The sequence below is a fragment of the Bradyrhizobium sp. INPA03-11B genome, assembly GCF_040446015.1.
Taxonomy (GTDB): domain Bacteria; phylum Pseudomonadota; class Alphaproteobacteria; order Rhizobiales; family Xanthobacteraceae; genus Bradyrhizobium; species Bradyrhizobium macuxiense_A.
In genome coordinates this window covers 21,303-38,387 of record NZ_JASGSR010000044.1, presented here as the reverse complement: position 1 = coordinate 38,387, position 17,085 = coordinate 21,303, and the positions used below count along the sequence as shown (strand labels likewise).

At 65.3% G+C, this 17,085-nt stretch carries 15 protein-coding genes; 9 read left to right on the top strand and 6 right to left on the bottom strand.

Features of this window, described 5'->3' with window-relative positions; all coding sequences use genetic code 11:
- Positions 1-53 precede the first annotated feature (53 nt).
- The 3 genes from QMZ05_RS19930 to QMZ05_RS19920 all read left to right on the top strand — a co-directional run bounded on the left by QMZ05_RS19930 (position 54) and on the right by QMZ05_RS19920 (position 3,161).
- Positions 54-815: a glycosyltransferase family 2 protein gene (locus tag QMZ05_RS19930; RefSeq protein WP_353702290.1), complete on the top strand. Its 762-nt coding sequence runs from the start codon at positions 54-56 to the stop codon at positions 813-815.
- Positions 815-1,153: a lipid-A-disaccharide synthase N-terminal domain-containing protein gene (locus tag QMZ05_RS19925; protein WP_353702289.1), complete on the top strand. Its 339-nt coding sequence runs from the start codon at positions 815-817 to the stop codon at positions 1,151-1,153. The genes QMZ05_RS19930 and QMZ05_RS19925 overlap by 1 nt, the downstream gene beginning before the upstream one ends.
- A 202-nt stretch (positions 1,154-1,355) precedes the next feature.
- Complete coding sequence (locus QMZ05_RS19920; protein ID WP_353702288.1) at positions 1,356-3,161, top strand: M23 family metallopeptidase; 1,806 nt, start codon at positions 1,356-1,358, stop codon at positions 3,159-3,161.
- Positions 3,162-3,182: 21 nt separating this feature from the next.
- On the opposite strand, the gene QMZ05_RS19915 is transcribed toward QMZ05_RS19920, so the two are convergent.
- A complete protein-coding gene (locus QMZ05_RS19915; protein WP_353702287.1) occupies positions 3,183-4,865 on the bottom strand; it encodes a Na/Pi cotransporter family protein in 1,683 nt (560 codons plus the stop codon).
- Between the two features lie 332 nt (positions 4,866-5,197).
- On the opposite strand from QMZ05_RS19915, the gene QMZ05_RS19910 reads away from it, so the two are divergent.
- Together QMZ05_RS19910 and QMZ05_RS19905 are read left to right on the top strand one after the other, a co-directional pair.
- Positions 5,198-5,443 (top strand): PilZ domain-containing protein, encoded by a 246-nt coding sequence (locus QMZ05_RS19910; protein WP_021079298.1) that lies wholly within the window; start codon positions 5,198-5,200, stop codon positions 5,441-5,443.
- 140 nt (positions 5,444-5,583) lie between these two features.
- Positions 5,584-6,408: a tetratricopeptide repeat protein gene (locus QMZ05_RS19905; RefSeq protein ID WP_353702286.1), complete on the top strand. Its 825-nt coding sequence runs from the start codon at positions 5,584-5,586 to the stop codon at positions 6,406-6,408.
- Positions 6,409-6,432: 24 nt separating this feature from the next.
- Here QMZ05_RS19905 and QMZ05_RS19900 read toward each other — a convergent pair whose 3' ends face one another.
- The 5 genes from QMZ05_RS19900 to metC all read right to left on the bottom strand — a co-directional run bounded on the left by QMZ05_RS19900 (position 6,433) and on the right by metC (position 12,234).
- Positions 6,433-7,701, bottom strand: a complete 1,269-nt coding sequence (locus QMZ05_RS19900) for an AAA family ATPase (protein WP_353702285.1) — start codon at positions 7,699-7,701, stop codon at positions 6,433-6,435.
- Positions 7,698-8,435 carry a CpaD family pilus assembly protein gene (locus QMZ05_RS19895; protein ID WP_167528989.1) on the bottom strand — a complete coding sequence of 246 codons (738 nt, stop codon included), beginning with the start codon at positions 8,433-8,435 and terminating at the stop codon, positions 7,698-7,700. The genes QMZ05_RS19900 and QMZ05_RS19895 overlap by 4 nt, the downstream gene beginning before the upstream one ends.
- 33 nt (positions 8,436-8,468) lie before the next feature.
- On the bottom strand, positions 8,469-9,857 hold the full coding sequence (locus tag QMZ05_RS19890) for a type II and III secretion system protein family protein (protein WP_353702314.1): 1,389 nt from the start codon (positions 9,855-9,857) through the stop codon (positions 8,469-8,471).
- Between the two features lie 91 nt (positions 9,858-9,948).
- Positions 9,949-10,752, bottom strand: a complete 804-nt coding sequence (gene cpaB / locus QMZ05_RS19885; protein ID WP_353702284.1) for a Flp pilus assembly protein CpaB — start codon at positions 10,750-10,752, stop codon at positions 9,949-9,951.
- Positions 10,753-11,037: 285 nt separating this feature from the next.
- Positions 11,038-12,234, bottom strand: a complete 1,197-nt coding sequence (gene metC / locus QMZ05_RS19880) for a cystathionine beta-lyase (RefSeq protein ID WP_353702283.1) — start codon at positions 12,232-12,234, stop codon at positions 11,038-11,040.
- A gap of 328 nt (positions 12,235-12,562) precedes the next feature.
- Between metC and QMZ05_RS19875 the strand changes: the two genes are divergently transcribed.
- From QMZ05_RS19875 to QMZ05_RS19860, 4 genes are read left to right on the top strand one after another with little or no spacing between them, the layout of a single operon-like run.
- Positions 12,563-13,579: an amino acid ABC transporter substrate-binding protein gene (locus QMZ05_RS19875; protein WP_074126434.1), complete on the top strand. Its 1,017-nt coding sequence runs from the start codon at positions 12,563-12,565 to the stop codon at positions 13,577-13,579.
- Between the two features lie 25 nt (positions 13,580-13,604).
- Entirely contained in the window at positions 13,605-14,810 is a 1,206-nt protein-coding gene (locus QMZ05_RS19870) for an ABC transporter permease subunit (protein WP_353702282.1), read from the top strand.
- On the top strand, positions 14,807-16,327 hold the full coding sequence (locus QMZ05_RS19865; RefSeq protein ID WP_353702281.1) for an amino acid ABC transporter permease: 1,521 nt from the start codon (positions 14,807-14,809) through the stop codon (positions 16,325-16,327). The genes QMZ05_RS19870 and QMZ05_RS19865 overlap by 4 nt, the downstream gene beginning before the upstream one ends.
- 11 nt (positions 16,328-16,338) lie before the next feature.
- Positions 16,339-17,079: an amino acid ABC transporter ATP-binding protein gene (locus QMZ05_RS19860; RefSeq protein WP_074126441.1), complete on the top strand. Its 741-nt coding sequence runs from the start codon at positions 16,339-16,341 to the stop codon at positions 17,077-17,079.
- The last annotated feature ends 6 nt before the right edge of the window (positions 17,080-17,085 follow it).

Genomic DNA, 17,085 nt, shown 5'->3' with positions numbered 1-17,085 from the left:
GCCGGATCGGGCGGGTTCCAGCCGCGAACCCCACATCAACCACGAGTGTCGAATTGCCTGTTTCCGACCAGACGCCGGTCGCCGTTTCCATCGTCGTGCCTGTGCGCAACGAGGCGGATAATATCGCGCCGCTGATCGCCGAGATCGCGGCGGCGCTCGACGGACGCTGGGTCTACGAAATCGTTTACGTCAATGACGGCTCGACCGACGCCACCGGCGAACGGCTGAGCGCGATCATGACGCAGCGGCGCAACCTACGGCAACTCCGCCACGCGGTCTCCTCGGGGCAGTCGGCGGCCGTGCGCAGTGGCGTTCGCGCCGCGCGCGGTGCGATCGTGGCAACGCTCGATGGGGACGGCCAGAACGATCCGGCCTTCCTGCCTAACCTGATCGCGGCGATTGAGAGCGGTAACGGTCGGGTCGGCCTCGCCGCGGGCCAGCGGGTCGGCCGCAAGGACACCGGTTTCAAGAAGCTGCAATCGCGCATCGCCAATGCGGTGCGCGGCATCATCCTGCGCGACGGCACCCGCGACACCGGCTGCGGCCTGAAGGCGTTTCCGCGCGAGGTGTTTCTGACCATGCCCTATTTCGACGGATTGCATCGTTTCCTTCCGGCGCTGGTCCGCCGTGAGGGGCTGGCGATTGCCTATGTCGACGTCGTCGACCGCCCGCGCCATTCCGGCGTGTCGAACTACGGATTCTTCGACCGGCTCTGGATCGGGATCATGGATCTGGCCGGCGTGTGGTGGCTGATCCGCCGCAAGAAGCCGACGCCGCTCGTCACGGAAGTGACGGGTGTCACCGAGGTGAAGTGATGCTGATTCAGTACGGTCAGGCGCTGAGCGCCTATCTCTACGACGTGTTCATCGCCAAGTTCGACTTCTGGCTGGCGTTCGGCCTCATCGCGCAATTGTTCTTCACCGCGCGCTTTCTCGTGCAGTGGATTTCCAGCGAGCGCGCCGGCCAGAGCGTGGTGCCGATGGCGTTCTGGTTCTTCTCGATGGGCGGCGGTCTGATGACGCTGGTCTACGGGCTCGCCAAACGCGAACCCGTCATCATCATCGGGCAGGGCCTCGCCACCCTGATCTATATCCGCAACATCATGCTGATCGTGAAGAACCGCGGAAGCGCATCGAAGACGCTCGACAACTGACCCTCGCCGCGGTCCGTGCGGCGAGCGGTATGCTGAGGCTCCTCTTTAGTTTCGACAGATTCCAGCATCCGGCTCGGCCCGGCATCAATTGCGTCCGAATCCGAACGACGGTCAAACAATCGCCCCAAGGCGCATGGCATCTGCGGCTTGTCGTGGGCGTGGCGGCATCCCGAGTCCATGCGCCGAGGGATGAGGGCCGTCGATGACCAGCCGTGGCGAACCGACCAAAGCGGGTGGTTATCGGTCGCGCGCCAATGAGGTCGCATTGCTCGACGAGCCGCCGCTGACCGGCGAGCGCGGTTTGCCGGACCGGCGCGCCATCAGTATCCGCTGGATGGCGGGGACGGTTCTGATTGGCGCTGCGGCCGTCGCGCTGCTTGGTGGCGCGCTTCGCGGCGCATTTGGCTATCGCGCGCGATTCGCAACGTCGCCCGTCGTTTCGCTTCCGCGCTTCACAGGGCAGGTGGTCGACGAGGCGCGGCGCGGCGATCGCCTGGATCGGAGGCCCGGCCAGCAAGGCGATCCCTCAGCGCTCAAGATCGAGCAATTGAGCGATGCCGGCGCGGTCCGTCGATTTACCCGCGTGTCGGCGCGGCTCGCGGAGATCGATCCCGAACCGCAACAGGACCATCGTCGCGAGGTTCCGCCAGACGGCAAGGACGAGCGGCGCGCGAATTCGCAATTGCTGTCGGAGTTACCGGCCATCATACGGGCAGGTCCGTCGCACCGTGCGCTGCCGGGCCGCACCAGCGCCTATGCGGCCGATGAAGGCGCGCCACGTTCGCCTGCTCCGATCGGTGAGACTGTCAACGTCACCAGCCTTCCGAAATCTCCTTCGGCGCCGCGTCACCATCGGCACGTCATCATCGCGCGAGCTGGTGACACGCTGTCGGCCATTCTGCGCGCGCTTGCCGCGGCTGCGAAAGATGCGCCGGCGATCCTTGCTGCTTTCCGTTCGCCAGGCGGTCAAGAGACGCTGTCCGGCGGCGAGAAAATCACGATCGTCGAGCAGAGCGGAGATACTGCTTCGTCACGCGGCCAAGTCGCGAAAGTGTCGATCGAACGGGCGGACTCCACCGTGGCTGCCGTCGGTCGCACCGATAGCGGCCAGTATCAGGCGATTGCACCGGAACAGCCGGACGTCGCCCTGCGGAGCGAGAGCTCGCTACGCGAGTCGATCGACACGCACGCCGTGCCCGGCGAGACGCTACGAGACGGCCTCAACGCGCTTGCGCGCTCCAACCACGTCGACGAGGGGATCGTCGCTGAACTGATGCGGCTGTGCGGCCGCGATTTCGACCTCGACGAGCCGCTCGGCGACAGCGATGTCGCCGAGATCATCTATGCGCCCAACGACATTGGCCAGCCGGAGCTGGTCTTCATCGATTTGACGGCGGGCGGGCAGACGCGCCGCTACTATCGCTTTACGGCGCCGGACGACGGCAGCTCCGATTTCTACGACGAGGACGGCCAGTCGATCACCAAGTTTCTGCTGCGCAAGCCGGTCGTCAGCGGGCGGCTCGGCGACGGTTTCGGCTGGCGCATTCATCCGATCCTTGGCGACCGCCGCTTCCATGAGGGCGTCGATTTTGCAGCCCCCTATGGTTCGCCGATTGCGGCGGCAGGCGCCGGCGTCGTCGAGACCGAAGGGTTTGAACCCGGATACGGGAAATATATCCGCGTGCGTCACGATCGCGGCTACGAGACGACCTATGCCCACATCGCGAGCGTCCCGGCCGGGCTGAAGGTCGGCGACCGCGTTCGTCAGGGCGAGACGATTGCCTATGTCGGATCGACCGGGCTCTCGACGGGACCGCATCTCTATTACGAGGTGCGGATCAACGGCCGCAATGTCGATCCGCTCCGGATGAAATTGTCAGGCGGCCGGGTGCTGCAGGGGGATCTCCTTGGCGCCTTCGACCGGCAGCGCGACAGCATCAACCAGCTCGCTGCCGCATCCGCATTTCCTCACCCGAAGCATGGCTCCGAACACCGGCCGCCGACGTAGCGCAGGTCGTAGCCCGGTTGATCAGAGCCGCCCGGGCGCCGGAAGTTCGGCCGCCTCCACCGCATTCCGGCGGTCGGCCGAGGTCTCGCCGGCGGCGTCGAGCACGGGATAGGCGACCGAGCAGATGTGCGAATGGATGCGGCGCAGGTCGCGCAGCACGTCGAGATGCAGCGAAGTGGTCTCGATGGTCTCGGGCCGGCCTTCGCGCAGCCGCTCCAGATGGCGCTCGACGGCGGCGAGCTCCGCCGCGCGCAACGCGACCTTCTCGGTGAGCAGCCGGCGCGCCTCGTTCGCATCGCCCGACATGAACACGCCGAAAGCGATCCGCAGCGAGTCGATCGTGCGTTTGTGGAACGCCGACAATTCCTCGGCGCCTTCGGCGGAGAATTGCAGGCGATGCTTGATCTTCTTGGTCGCAAGCTCGCTCAGGTTCTTGTCGATGATGTCGCCGATATGCTCAAGGTTGATCGCAAACGCGACGATCTCCATGGCGCGGTGACCCTCCCGTTCATCGAGACTGCCGCGGGTGAGTTTCGTGACGTAGAGCTTGATCGCCTCGTTGAGCCGGTCGACCGTGTTGTCCATCTTCGACACCTGGTCGACCAAAGCGCGATCATTGGTCAGCATCGCTGCCATCACCTTGCGCAACATCGCCTCGGCGTGGTCGCCCATATGCAGCACCTCGCGCGCGGCATCGGCCAGGGCGAGCGAGGGCGTCTCCAGCGCGCTCTCGTCGAGATAGCGCGGCCGTGACGGATCGGTCTCCTGCGCCCGCTTGGGCAACAGGCGCTCGAGCAGACGCGCCAGGTGGTCGAGCGCGCCGATGAACAGCAGCGCGGTCGCAACGTTGAAGGCGATGTGGAACAGCGCGGTCGCCTTGGCGAGATCGGGCTGCCAAGTATAGATGGTCTCGGTGATCGGGCGCAGGAACGGCGCCACCAGCAGGATGCCGACGACACGGTTGACGAGGTTGCCGATCGGCAGCCGGTAGCTCGCGGGATTGTCGCGCCGCGCGCCCTCCAGCAACGGATTGACGGCGCTGCCGAGGTTGGCTCCGAGCACGAGGGCGAACGCGGCATACGGCGAGATGAACTGGGAATAGGCCAGCGACATCACCAGCAGCACGCTGGCGACGCTGGAATGGACCAGCCAGGTCACGACCGCTCCGATCAGGATACAGAGCACGGGATCGCCGGTGATCGCGTTCAGGAACACGCGCACGCCCGGGGCGTTCTCGGCCGGTGCCATCGTATCGAGCAGGATATGCAGCGCGAGCAGCATCAGGCCGAGGCCGATCGAGACGCGGCCGAGATCCTTGATGCGGGAGCGCGGCCCGCTGCGGAATGCGACGAGGCCGACGATGAACAGCACCGGCGCCACGGCTGCGACGTTGAACGACAGCACCTGCACGATCAGCGTGGTGCCGATATTGGCGCCAAGCATGATCGCAAGCGCCGGCACCAGGCTGACGATCTCCTCGGCGGCGAAGGAACTGGTGATCAGGGCGGTCGCGGTCGAGCTCTGGAGCAGGGCGGTCAGGCCGAGCCCGGCGCCAAGGGCGGTGAACCGGTTGCGCAGCGCTCTCGCCAGCAACAGCCGCAAATCGGGCCCGAAGGCCCGCAGGATCCCGCTATGGACCATGTGCAGGCCCCACAGCAGGAGCGCGACGCCCCCCATCAGATCAAGCAGAACAAGACTTCCCATACGTCCTGGATATCCCGGTAAATTCGAGTCGAAGGGTTCACGCTATAGAGCCAATTGACCCGCGATCAACCCCTTTGTTCCCGCTGGAACCGGAGGGAGGGAAGAGGTTGCAACGAAACAGGCCGGCCAATTGTGGCGCCTTGCGCCGGGACCGGACGGCCTTAAGCCTCGGGCCAGTCCCTTGGCTCAGATCGGACGGCGACGGGTCTAGCCCGGTAAACGAATCCTAGAGATGACCGTTCAATTGCGATGGGATCCGCTAGGCAGTTCCCAATCTTTCCCCGCTATGAAGGTGGAAACGAGAAGCTGTCCAGCAAGGCTTGGGGATCAGGATGTTTGTCAATCGCCGCAAGAGCGAACGCCGTGAGTGCCGGAGCGTCGCCAAAATTCAATTGGGCACAGGGTCGTTGCCGCGTGACTGCATGATCACCGACATCTCGGCCGGCGGCGTCAAGGTGATCGCCGAATATCTCGAGATACCGCCGGAATTCACTATCATCCTGTCGAGCGGCAGTCCGCGTCAATGCCGCCTGGCCTGGCGGATCGGGCACGAATTCGGCGCCCAGTTCGTCGACTGATTCGGCCACAGGGCCGGTGGCCGGCCCGGCACGCCGGCCCCGCTTCGGGGCCGGATGACGGCGAGATGATGGCATCCTTAACCGGAACTTAGGGTTAAGCTGTGAGCATCCCGGAACCTTCGCTGTTCCGAGTCTCGTTGATGTCTGAGAAACTAACCCGACCTTCCGGCCGCATGCACCGTCTTGCCGGCTCGGTATCTGCCGCGATCCTGCTGATCGGGCTGTCCGCCTGTCAGACCTCGGGTCCGTCCGACATCACCGGGTCATTGGGCGAAACGGCGGAGGCCACGCCGGCTCCCACCGACCCGCGGCGCGACATCGCGACCTATCACGAGCGGGTCCGCGCCAACCCCAAAGACACCGATGCCGCGCTGAAATACGCCCGGGCGCTGCGTGCCACCGGCCAGCGGGCGCAGGCGGTTGCCGTCATGGAGCAGGCGGTGCTGGCGCAGCCCAGCAACAAGGCACTGCTCGCCGGCTACGGACGGGCACTCGCCGACAACGGCAATTTCCAGCAGGCGTTTGACGTGCTCGGGCGCGCCCACACGCCGGAAGACCCGGACTGGCGCATCCTGTCGGCGCAAGGCGCCGTGCTCGACCAGCTCGAGCGTCACGACGAGGCCCGCCAGTACTATGCGAGCGCGCTGAAGATCGTGCCCGACGACCCGTCGGTGCTATCCAATCTCGGCCTGTCCTACCTGCTTTCGAAAGACCTGCCGAAAGCCGAGGAGACGCTGCGCCGTGCCCGTGGGCGCGCACCCGACGACATGCGGGTCCGCACCAATCTCGCCGTCGTGGTTGGCCTCGAGGGCCGCCAGGCCGAGGCGGAAACCATCATGAAGGCCGATCTGCCGCCGGAGCAGGGCTCAGCCAACGTCGCCGCATTGAAGCGGCTGTTGGCGCGCAGGGACGCGAGCCGCACCGATACCGACAAGATCCCCGTCGCGGCCAGCCGCCGCGACTAGGCCGGTCAGCGCCTCACATTCGGGTTAGCCCGCGGCGCGGCGTCCATCGCTGCGGCGCGGCTGCAGCTTCTTGAGGATCGGCGACAGGAACGATTCGCGCGTCTCGGCGAGATCGGGGCGGCCGGTCAGCCGTTGCGCGATCTGCAGGAAGGTCTTTGTGGTGCGGTGACGCGCGGAGACTTCCGCGATCATCTGGCCGTTATTGGCGGCCTCACCGAACAGCCTGCAATCGAACGGGATGGCCGCGATCGGCTGGCTCTCGATTGTCTTGGCGAAGTCCTTGACCTCGATCTCGGGGCGCTTCGACATGCCGACCTGGTTCAGGCAATAGAGCGGCGGGCGGTCGTTGGGACGCGCGGTCTGCAACATGTTCATCATGTTCTTGGTGTTGCGCATGTTGGCGAGGTCGGGTTCGGCGACGATCAGGATATCGTCGGCACCGATCAGCACGCGTTTGGTCCAGGCTGTCCACTGATGCGGAACGTCAAGCACGATGCAGGACATGGTCATGCGCATCGTATCGAAGATCGCATCGAACGCCTCGGCGCCGAAATCGTAGACCTGATCGAGCGTGGCCGGCGCCGCCAGCAGGCTGAGGTGATCGCCGCATTTTGCGAGCAGGCGCTCCATGAAGGCGCTGTCCGGACGTTCCGGTGAGAACACCGCATTGGCGATGCCCTGTACCGGATCCTGATTGTAGTCGAGGCCGGCGGTGCCGAAGGCGAGATCGAGATCGACGACAACCGAATCGAGACCCAGGTCGCGCGCAATGGTCCAGGCGACATTGTGGGCAATGGTCGAGGCGCCGACGCCGCCCTTGGCACCCGCGACTGCGATCAGGCGGCCGACCGAGACCGCTTCGGAGGACGAGAACAGGCCGCAGATCGAGCGCACGATGTCGAGCACCTTGACCGGCCCCACCACGTAATCGTTGACGCCGCGCCGGACCAATTCGCGATACGGCGCAGTCTCGCCGGGCGCGCCGAGCACGACGACACGGGTGCCGGGATCGCAGACCGTCGCGAGCTCGTCGAGGGCGGCGAGCAAATCGGTGTCCGGCTCGGTCTCCAGCATGATGACATTGGGCGTCGGCGCCTTGTGATAGGCATCGATGGCCGCGGCGATGCCGCCCATGTGGACGGAGAGGTGAGCCTTGGCGAGCCGGCGGTCGTCGGCGGCCGCGCGCGCCGTGGTGGCGGTCGCGACGCTGGCGCAGAACGCCTGCACGGAAATCCGCGGCGCCGGCGCGATGTGGTCGTTGGTGTGCTGTGGCTCGTCTTGTTGTTCGGTCATTTCCCGGCGTCGCTCAGCTTGGCTCTATCGGCTTCAGGGTAGGTGGTCGCGGTCGTCTCACCCTTGCTGTATTTCTGGAACGCGATCGACCGGCGCGGGGTGTAGGATGCGGTCTCGGTCCGCGGCTGTTCGAGGTCGGACGGATTGGCGACCATCGCAGCCAGATTGCGCTGGGTGGCGCAGCCGAAATTGTCCCACTGCTTGTTCTCGTTGTAGCTCGGATTGTAGATCGACGGGCCAAGGTCTGCCGGCCACACGCCGCAGGGCCCGGCGACCGCGGCCATCTTCGGATAGCTGAGGCGGATGGTCGGCAGCGCGCGCGGGTCGTCGAGGCGGTAGGAGCGCCTGGTGATGGCGTGGGCGGGCACGCCCATCGACGCCAGGACGCCGCGGATTTCCTGGTACACCGCCTGAGCCGAGCGCGCGTTCGCGGTGTCGGCGGGTACGTCGACCGCGATCGCGCCGGTGCCTTCGCGGCGCCAGCTGCGGGCCAGGCCCATGACGTCGTCGCGCTGGGTTTCGGTGAGATTGCCACGGGCGCGGCCCACGAACACGACGATCGATTGTTCGCCCTCGGTGACTGCGATCGGATGCCGTTGCCGATAGTCGTCGGGCACGGTGCCGGTAACAACATCGCCCGTCAGATTGCAGCCGCCGAGCGCGATCGCCGTGGTGACGAGCGCGCCGAACAGCGAGAACGTTCTCGCGTGACCTGCTTGTGTGTTGCGTGTCATCATAGGATCCCCCAACCCCTTCAGGTCCGCGCCTCAGTCGATGATGAAGCCGAAATTGACCGGCGTGGCGCCGATCGGCTCAGCACGGGCGGCAACGCCGTAGATGCGATTGACGCGCGCCAGCAGCGCCGACTGCGCGTCGGAAGCCGGGGCGAAGCCGTCATCGGGACGCGACAATTCCTTCTGCGCAACCGCGCGCACCACATAGGGCGTCACGATGACCATGAGCTCGGTCTCGTTGTTGACGAAGTCCTGGCTCCTGAACAGCTGTCCGAGGACCGGGATCTGATCGACGCCGGGCATGCCATTGATGGCCTGCTTGGTCTGCTCCTGGATCAATCCGGCCATCGCGATCGAGCCGCCGGAGGGCACTTCCAGCGTGGTGTCGGCGCGGCGGGTCTTGATCGAGGGAATCGTCGTGCCGCCCTGGCCACCGGTCAGCGCGTTGTCCATCGAGACTTCGGACACCTCGGTCATCACCTTCAGGCTGATGCGTCCCTCGGACAGCACCACCGGGGTGAAGTTGAGCGAGATGCCGAACTTCTTGAAGCTGACGGTCTGGACGCAATTGCCGATCGTGCCCGTGCTCGAGGTCTGGCAGGTCACGCCGGTCGGAATTGGAAATTCGCCGCCCGACACGAAGGTCGCGGACTCCCCGGAGATCGCCGTGAGGTTCGGCTCGGCCAACGTCTTGACCACGCCCGCGCTTTCCATCGCGCGCAGCGTCGCGGTAACGGTCGGCACGCCGAGCTTGTTCAGCGCCGCGCCGGCCAGCACATTGCTGTTGAGCGGTCCGTTGTTGGCGGTGAAGGGGTTGGCGTTGTTGAAGACCACCGCGGCAGTGCCGTAGTTCATGTTGGCAGTGAGATCGACGCCGAGCTGCTTGACGACGTCACGCCGCACTTCGGCGACGGTGACCTTCAGCATCACCTGGTCGCGGCCGCGCACCACGATGGAGTTGACGACCTTGTCGGGGCTGCCGACGAGCTTGGCGGCGATGTCGCCGGCCTGCTGGGCCTCGACCGGGCTCGCCACCGTGCCGGTCAGCACCACGCTCTCGCCGACGCCCTCGATCTGCACGCCCGGCAGCATCTGCTTCAGCGCGGCGCGCATGCCGTTGAGGTCGCGCTTGATCGCAATGTCGTAGGAGGCGACCTGGTTGCCCTCGGCGTCGAAGAACACCACGTTGGTCTGGCCGACCGCCGCCCCGATGATGTAGGCGCGCTGGGCCGAGCGGATCACCGCGTTGGCGATCTTGGGATCGGCGACCAGAACGTCCTTGGCCTCGCGCGGCAGGTCGACCACGACCGACTTGCCGACGCCGAGCGAAACGAACCGCGTCTTGGCGGCAATGCTGCTCGTCACCGCGACATCCGCGTTCTTGTCCGGATCGGTCGCGCTGGCGAGGGCAGGGATCAGCATCAGGGCGGCGACCGCCGAGATCGACAACGAACGGACCAGCGTGGTCCGCATCGCCAGTTGTTTTGCAGCCGTGTTCATATCGAAGCCCCCATCACTTCTGTGTCGTCTGAGAGCTCGGGATGCCGAAGCGCACCACCCTGATGCTCTCGCCCCGCTTCGGGGCATGATCGCTGGTCTCGTCGGTCTTCTCGTTGACGTCGGCGATGCTGCGCAACGCCAGCGCCAGCGTGCCGCTCTGCCGTGCGCGCGCGAGCGTCTCGGCCTGTTCGGGCTTGAGCTCGAGGGTCACGGTCTTGCCGACGAGGGAGTTGTTGCCGTCCTTCTCCTTCGGCGCCTGGTCGATCGCCAGCACGCGGACATTGGACAGCAGGATTTCGGTGGTGATGATGTCGCGGCCGCCCTGCACCTGATCGGGATTCTTGTCGCGCCGCGACAGGATCACATCGACGCGGTCGTTCGGCAGGATGAAGCCGCCGGCACCAGTCTCCGGCGAGATTTCCGTGGAGATCGCGCGCATGCCGGAGGGCAGGATCGCGGCCATGAAGCCGCTGCCGTTGGCCTTGACCAGTTTCTGGTCGCGGATCGGCTCGCCGACGATGAAGGGAGCCCGTGCGATCGAGCCGATGACGTCCTTCATGGCGTCGGCATTGGTGTCCTGGCGGATGAATGCGCTGCTGGCGGTCTCGGCCGGCCAGCGCTGCCATTGCACGTCTTCAGCCTTGACGGACTGACCAAGTCCGATGTCGGACTTCGCCACCAGCACCTCGACGGTCGGCAGTTGTACCACTGGCGGCGCGACCGGCGCCGGTTTGCGATCGCCGGTGCTCGCGAGATACATGGCCGCGAGGCCTGCGACGCCGGCGATGCCGAGGACCACGATGCGTGCCGTCTTCATGCGATTGTCTGAATGCCCTTAACGCCGGGCAGTCACGTCCTTACGGCACTGACAGCCCTTCCCAGAGCATCACTACGGCCGCAAAAGTATAAGGGAACTTGATGGAAGGTCCGGACAATTAAGGGATTGGTGGGGATGGTGAACGGCGAGTTATCGGCGTCCGTCGCATCTCCGCAGAATCCCGGAGATCGTGCGCGTCCAACGTGTGCGACGCCGGTCGCACACGGCGTCACGGCCGGTCGGCCGTGGTTAATGTCGTCTAACGCACGAGGTCGCGTGGCACGATCAGAGCGCGGCCTTCAACGCCGCAAATCCGCGATCGAGATCGGCCTTGAGGTCGTCGAGATTTTCGAGCCCGATATGCAGCCGCAGCGTCGGCCCGCCCGGCGCCCATTTGGTCGCGGTGCGATAGTCGCTGCAGTCGAACGGGATGGCGAGGCTCTCGAAGCCGCCCCAGGAAAAGCCCATGCCGAACAGCTGGAGCGCGTCGAGCATTGCATCGACCGCGGCCTGCGGCACCGGCTTCAGCACGATGCTGAACAGGCCGGATGCGCCGGTGAAGTCGCGTTTCCAGATCGCGTGCCCCGGATCGCTCTCGAGGGCAGGGTGCAGCACCCGATCGACCTCGGGCCGCGCGCCAAGCCAGCGCGCGATCTCGACCCCGGAGCGATGGTGCTGCGCAAGCCGCACCGACAGCGTGCGGACCCCGCGCAGCGCGAGATAGACGTCGTCGGGACCGGCACAGACGCCGAGCAGGCGGATCGCCTCCTGAACCAGCGGCCAGGCCTTCGCATTGGCCGCGATGGTGCCGAACATGATGTCGGAGTGACCGCCGATATATTTTGTGCCGGCCTGCATGCTGATGTCGACGCCCTGTTCGAGCGAGCGGTGATAGAGCGCCGTCGCCCAGGTGTTGTCGTCGATCACGAGCGCGCCGCGGGCATGCGCCACCGCCGATATCGCGCGGACATCGGGCATCTCGAAGGATTGCGAACCGGGCGCCTCGAGCAGCACCGCGCGGGTATTCGCATTGAACAGCGCCTCGATGCCGGCGCCGATCAGCGGGTCGAAATAGCTGGTCTCGATGCCGTACCGCTTCAGCATGTTGTCGCAGAAATTGCGGGTCGGCCGGTAGGCGTTGTCGCAGACCAGCAGGTGGTCGCCGGCCTTCAGCACGGCGAGCAGCGTGGTGCTGATCGCGGCCAGTCCCGACGGGGCGAGGCCGACGCCGGCGCATTGCGGGCCTTCCAGCGCCATCAGCACGTCCTGCAGTGCCCGCGTGGTCGGGCTGCCGTGACGGCCATAGGTAAATTCGGCGCGGTGGGCGTGCAGGGCCTCGGCGGTCGGATAGAGCACGGTCGAACCGTGAAACACCGGCGGATTGACGAAGCCCTTCTGGGCCTTGGTATCGCGGCCGGCCGTGACCAGGCGGGTCGCGGCGTCTTGCGGGCGGGAGGGCGTGGAGCCGTCGGAGGAGGTCATGGTTCGCTGCCGTTGGACTTTAGACTTTTTGCCACAGCCGCACCCGTCGGGAAGACGGGGCTACGCCGGGAGTTGCTACTAACAAGAGGTCGAAGACATGCGTCAACCCCTTGACCCGGCTCGCCAGTCGCTATGTGATGCGGCGCAACTACCCGTCGCCGCACGTTGAGGGGCCTGCCGCGACCTACGATCCGTTGCCTGACCGGTTTGCACGCCAAACTGCCGGTTCGATCAGCATTATTTGCTGCAGGGGATCATTGGGATGGCCCGTGAACGCGAGGCGATCACAAAGCAAACGTCCAACGGACGACCCTGAAAGGCCCCGCCCATGAAACGCGTATCCCTGGCTGTCATACTTGCCGCTGCCGCCGCCCTGTCGGTCCAGGCGGCCTCGGCGCAAACCCTCAAGACGGTCAAGGATCGGGGCCAGCTGTCCTGCGGCGTCAGCCAGGGCCTGCCCGGTTTTTCGGCACCCGACGACAAGGGGAACTGGACCGGGATCGACGTCGACGTGTGCCGGGCCATCGCCGCCGTGGTGCTCGACGACCCGACCAAGGTCAAGTTCGTGCCGCTGTCGGCCAAGGACCGCTTCACCGCGTTGCAATCCGGCGAGATCGACGTGCTGTCGCGCAATACCACCTGGACGGTGTCGCGTGACACCTCGCTCGGCGCCAATTTCACCGGCGTGACCTATTATGACGGGCAGGGCTTCATGGTGAAGAAGTCGCTCAAGGTCAATTCGGCGCTCGAACTGAACAGCGCCTCGGTCTGCGTGCAGACCGGAACCACCACGGAGCAGAACCTCGCCGACTTCTTCAAGGGCAACAACATGAAGTATGAGGTGATCGCGTTCGGCAGCATCGACGAAGCCGTCAAGGCCTATGAATCCGGACGTTGCGACGTCTTCACCGACGACGCCTCCGGGCTCTATGCCAGCCGTCTGAAGCTTGCGAACCCCGCCGATCACATCGTGCTCCCGGAGATCATTTCCAAGGAGCCGCTGGGGCCGATGGTGCGCCACGGCGACGACCAGTGGTTCGACATCGTGAAGTGGACGCTGTTTGCGATGATCAATGCCGAGGAACTCGGCATCACCCAGAAGAACGTCGACACGATGCTCAAATCCGACAAGCCGGAGATGAAGCGGGTGCTCGGCACCGACGGCAATCTGGGCGAACAGCTGGGTCTCACCAAGGACTGGGTGGTGCGGATCGTGAAGGCGGTCGGCAACTATGGCGAGACCTTCGAGCGCAATGTCGGCACCGGCTCGCCGCTCGGCATCGCCCGCGGCGTCAACAACCTCTGGAACAAGGGCGGTATCCAGTACGCGCCGCCGATCCGCTGATCGATCCCGGCCAACGGCTGCCGCGATGAGCATCGCGCCCCGCAAACCACCGCTGCAATTTGCCCTCAGGCTGAAGCGAGCGCTTGGCGGCAAGGCCGGCTGGAACGGGTTGGCCGCCCAGATTGCCTTCGCCGCGATCCTGGCCTGGATCGCCTATGAGGTCGTGGCGAATGCGCGCACGAACCTGGAGACCCAGCACATCGCGTCGGGCTTCGGCTTCCTCAAATACAATGCGGGCTTTGACGTCAATCAGAGCCTGATCGCCTACAACAATTCCGACACCTACTGGCGGGTGTTCTTTGTCGGCTTGTTGAATACGATCCTGGTCTCGGTGATCGGCATCGTCTTCGCCACCGTGATCGGCTTCATCGTGGCGCTGTGCCGCCTGTCGCCCAATTTGCTGCTGTCGCGGATCGGCGGCATCTATGTCGAGATCATCAGGAATTTGCCGCTCCTGTTCCAGATCCTGTTCTGGTATCTCGCAGTGCTCGCGGCGCTCCCGGCGCCGCGGCAGAGCATCTCGATCTTCAATACGTTCTTCCTCAACAATCGCGGCCTGGTCGTGCCGCAGCCGGTCACCGAGCCGGGGCTCTATCCGTTCATCGCCGCGCTCGCGGTCGGCATCGCCTTGGCGCTGGGATTGCGACGCACCGCGCGGCGTGCCCTGTTCCAGCGCGGACAGATGATCCGGATTTGGCCCTACGTGCTGGGTTGCCTCGTCGGTCTGCCGTTGGTCTCGATGCTGGTCTTCGGCGGGCCGTTGAAGTTCGAGCTGCCGCAGCTGAAAGGGTTCAACTTTGCGGGCGGGGCGCGGATCATTCCCGAATTCGTGGCGCTGACGGTCGCGTTGTCGACCTACACGGGGGCTTTCATCGCCGAGATCGTCCGCGCCGGCGTCATGTCGGTGCACAGGGGACAGATGGAGGCGGGCTCGTCGCTCGGCCTCAGCCGCGCCGCGACGCTGCGGCTGATCGTGGTGCCGCAGGCGATGCGCGTGATCGTGCCGCCGCTGACCAGCCAGTACCTCAATCTCACCAAGAATTCGTCGCTGGCGGTGGCCATCGGCTATCCGGATCTGGTCTCGGTATTCGCCGGCACCGCGGTGAGCCAGACCGGGCAGGCGATCGAAATCATCGCCATGACGATGGGCGTCTACCTGCTGCTCTCGCTGACGACGAGCGCGCTGATGAGCGTCTATGGCTGGCGCATCAACCGGAGCATGGCGGCATGACGGATATCTCCGCTCCGTCCTTTGTCCGGCAGGACCTGGTCGCCGAGCGCGCGGCGCCGGCAAAGACCACCGGCTTCATCGGCTTCGTGCGAATGCGGCTGTTGAATTCGCCGGGCAACATCCTGCTCACGATCCTCGGGCTCTTGCTGGCCTGGTACATCGTGGTCCCGGCAATCAAGTTCCTGCTGGTCGACGCGATCTGGACCGGCAAGGATCGCACCGCCTGCCTCGCAGACAAGGCGGGGCACGAGGTCGGCGCCTGCTGGCCCTATATTCAAGCCAAGCTGACGCAGCTGATCTACGGCTTCTATCCGGAAGCCCAGCGCTGGCGCGTCAACCTGACTTATGGGCTCGGCGCCGCGCTGTTGCTGCCGCTGCTGATGCCGCGCCTGCCGGCGAAGGGCCTGAACTCGGGCCTGTTCTTCTTCGCGTTTCCTGTGGTGGCGTTTTTCCTGCTGCATGGCGGCGGCATCGCTGGCTTCGGCGTGAGCTGGACTGCGGGCCTGTTGCAACTGTTCGAGCAGAGCATTGGCGGCGCCGGCGATCTGCTGGTCAATCTCAGCAAGAGTTCGGCGATCGGCCCGCTGCCGTGGGTCCTGGGCAAGCTGCTCGTCCTGGTCGGGTTGCTAATCCATTGGCTGATCTTTCCGCTGACCTGGCTGCGCGATCAGTTTCAGCTCTCGTCGGTGCCGGTCTGGGGCGATTTTCTCCTGACTGCCGTGATCGTATCCGCTGCGCTGTTTGTGCTCGGCGGCGGCCTGCGCACCGGCGGCAGGGCGCTGATCGGCAGCCTGCTGACGTTTGCCGGGATCGCCGCCGGCATCAAGCTGATGGGGCTCGATCGCGGCGGCTTTCCGATCGTCGACACGCGGCTGTGGGGCGGCCTCCTGGTGACGCTGGTGATCGCGATCACCGGCATCGTCGCCTCGATGCCGATCGGGATTGCGCTCGCGCTCGGCCGCCGCTCGACCATCCCGCTGATCCGGATCTTCTCGATCGCCTTCATCGAATTCTGGCGCGGCGTACCGTTGATCACGGTGCTGTTCTTCGCGACCTACATGCTGCCGCTGTTCGTGCCGGGCAATTTCGCGGTCGACGGCCTGCTGCGCGCCTTGATCGGCGTCGCGATCTTCACCGGCGCCTATATGGCCGAGGTGATCAGGGGCGGGCTCGCTGCGGTGGCGCGCGGGCAGGCGGAAGCCGCATCGGCGCTCGGCCTGTCCTGGTGGAAGACGACGTCGCTGATCGTGCTGCCGCAGGCGCTGCGCTATGTCATTCCCGGCATCGTCAACAGCTTCATCTCGCTGTTCAAGGATACCTCGCTGGTGTCGATCGTGGCGCTGTTCGATCTGTTGGGGTCGCTGCGGGCGTCGTTCTCGGACCCGAACTGGTCGACGCCGACCACGGCCTTTACCGGCTTCGCGTTTGCCGGAATGATCTATTTCGTGTTCTGCTTTGGAATGTCGCGCTACTCGCTGTTTGTCGAAAATCGGCTCAACGCTCACCGCCGCCACTGAACAAGGTCACCATGTCCACAAACCCGATCGTCAACATTTCCACGCTCAACAAATGGTACGGCGACTTCCACGTGTTGCGCGACATCAACCTTGAGGTCGGCAAGGGCGAGCGCATCGTGATCTGCGGCCCGTCCGGCTCGGGCAAGTCGACCCTGATCCGCTGCATCAATGCGCTGGAGGAGTTCCAGGAGGGCGAGATCGTGGTCGACGGCATCGAGCTCGGCCCCAACCTGCGCCGGGTCGACGAGGTGCGGCGCGAGGTCGGCATGGTGTTCCAGAGCTTCAACCTGTTCCCGCATCTCACCGTGCTCGACAATTGCACGCTGGCTCCGATCTGGGTGCGCAACATCCCGAAGAAGGATGCCGAGGCGACCGCGATGAAGTTCCTCGAGCGGGTCAAGATCCCGCATCAGGCCAACAAGTTCCCCGGCCAGATGTCGGGCGGCCAGCAGCAGCGCGTCGCGATCGCCCGCGCGCTGACCATGAACCCGAAGGTGATGCTGTTCGACGAGCCGACCTCGGCGCTCGACCCGGAAATGGTCAAGGAGGTGCTCGACACCATGGTCGATCTCGCCAGGGAAGGCATGACTATGCTGGTCGTGACCCACGAAATGGGCTTTGCCCGCGAGGTCGCCAACCGCGTCGTGTTCATGGACGCCGGCCAGATCATCGAGTCGAACACGCCGCAGGAGTTCTTCGCCAACCCTCAGCATGCGCGGTCGAAGCTGTTCCTGAGCCAGATTCTGCGGTGACGGTTT

What these genes read in the sequence shown, in the direction of transcription:
- QMZ05_RS19925 (WP_353702289.1), top strand. Translation starts at nt 815, where the DNA reads ATGCTGATTCAGTACGGTCAGGCGCTGAGCGCCTATCTCTACGACGTG.
- QMZ05_RS19920 (WP_353702288.1), top strand. Translation starts at nt 1,356, where the DNA reads ATGACCAGCCGTGGCGAACCGACCAAAGCGGGTGGTTATCGGTCGCGC.
- QMZ05_RS19915 (WP_353702287.1), bottom strand. Translation starts at nt 4,865, where the DNA reads ATGGGAAGTCTTGTTCTGCTTGATCTGATGGGGGGCGTCGCGCTCCTG.
- QMZ05_RS19910 (WP_021079298.1), top strand. Translation starts at nt 5,198, where the DNA reads ATGTTTGTCAATCGCCGCAAGAGCGAACGCCGTGAGTGCCGGAGCGTC.
- QMZ05_RS19905 (WP_353702286.1), top strand. Translation starts at nt 5,584, where the DNA reads ATGTCTGAGAAACTAACCCGACCTTCCGGCCGCATGCACCGTCTTGCC.
- QMZ05_RS19900 (WP_353702285.1), bottom strand. Translation starts at nt 7,701, where the DNA reads ATGACCGAACAACAAGACGAGCCACAGCACACCAACGACCACATCGCG.
- QMZ05_RS19895 (WP_167528989.1), bottom strand. Translation starts at nt 8,435, where the DNA reads ATGACACGCAACACACAAGCAGGTCACGCGAGAACGTTCTCGCTGTTC.
- QMZ05_RS19890 (WP_353702314.1), bottom strand. Translation starts at nt 9,857, where the DNA reads ATGCTGATCCCTGCCCTCGCCAGCGCGACCGATCCGGACAAGAACGCG.
- cpaB (WP_353702284.1), bottom strand. Translation starts at nt 10,752, where the DNA reads ATGAAGACGGCACGCATCGTGGTCCTCGGCATCGCCGGCGTCGCAGGC.
- metC (WP_353702283.1), bottom strand. Translation starts at nt 12,234, where the DNA reads ATGACCTCCTCCGACGGCTCCACGCCCTCCCGCCCGCAAGACGCCGCG.
- QMZ05_RS19875 (WP_074126434.1), top strand. Translation starts at nt 12,563, where the DNA reads ATGAAACGCGTATCCCTGGCTGTCATACTTGCCGCTGCCGCCGCCCTG.
- QMZ05_RS19870 (WP_353702282.1), top strand. Translation starts at nt 13,605, where the DNA reads ATGAGCATCGCGCCCCGCAAACCACCGCTGCAATTTGCCCTCAGGCTG.
- QMZ05_RS19865 (WP_353702281.1), top strand. Translation starts at nt 14,807, where the DNA reads ATGACGGATATCTCCGCTCCGTCCTTTGTCCGGCAGGACCTGGTCGCC.
- QMZ05_RS19860 (WP_074126441.1), top strand. Translation starts at nt 16,339, where the DNA reads ATGTCCACAAACCCGATCGTCAACATTTCCACGCTCAACAAATGGTAC.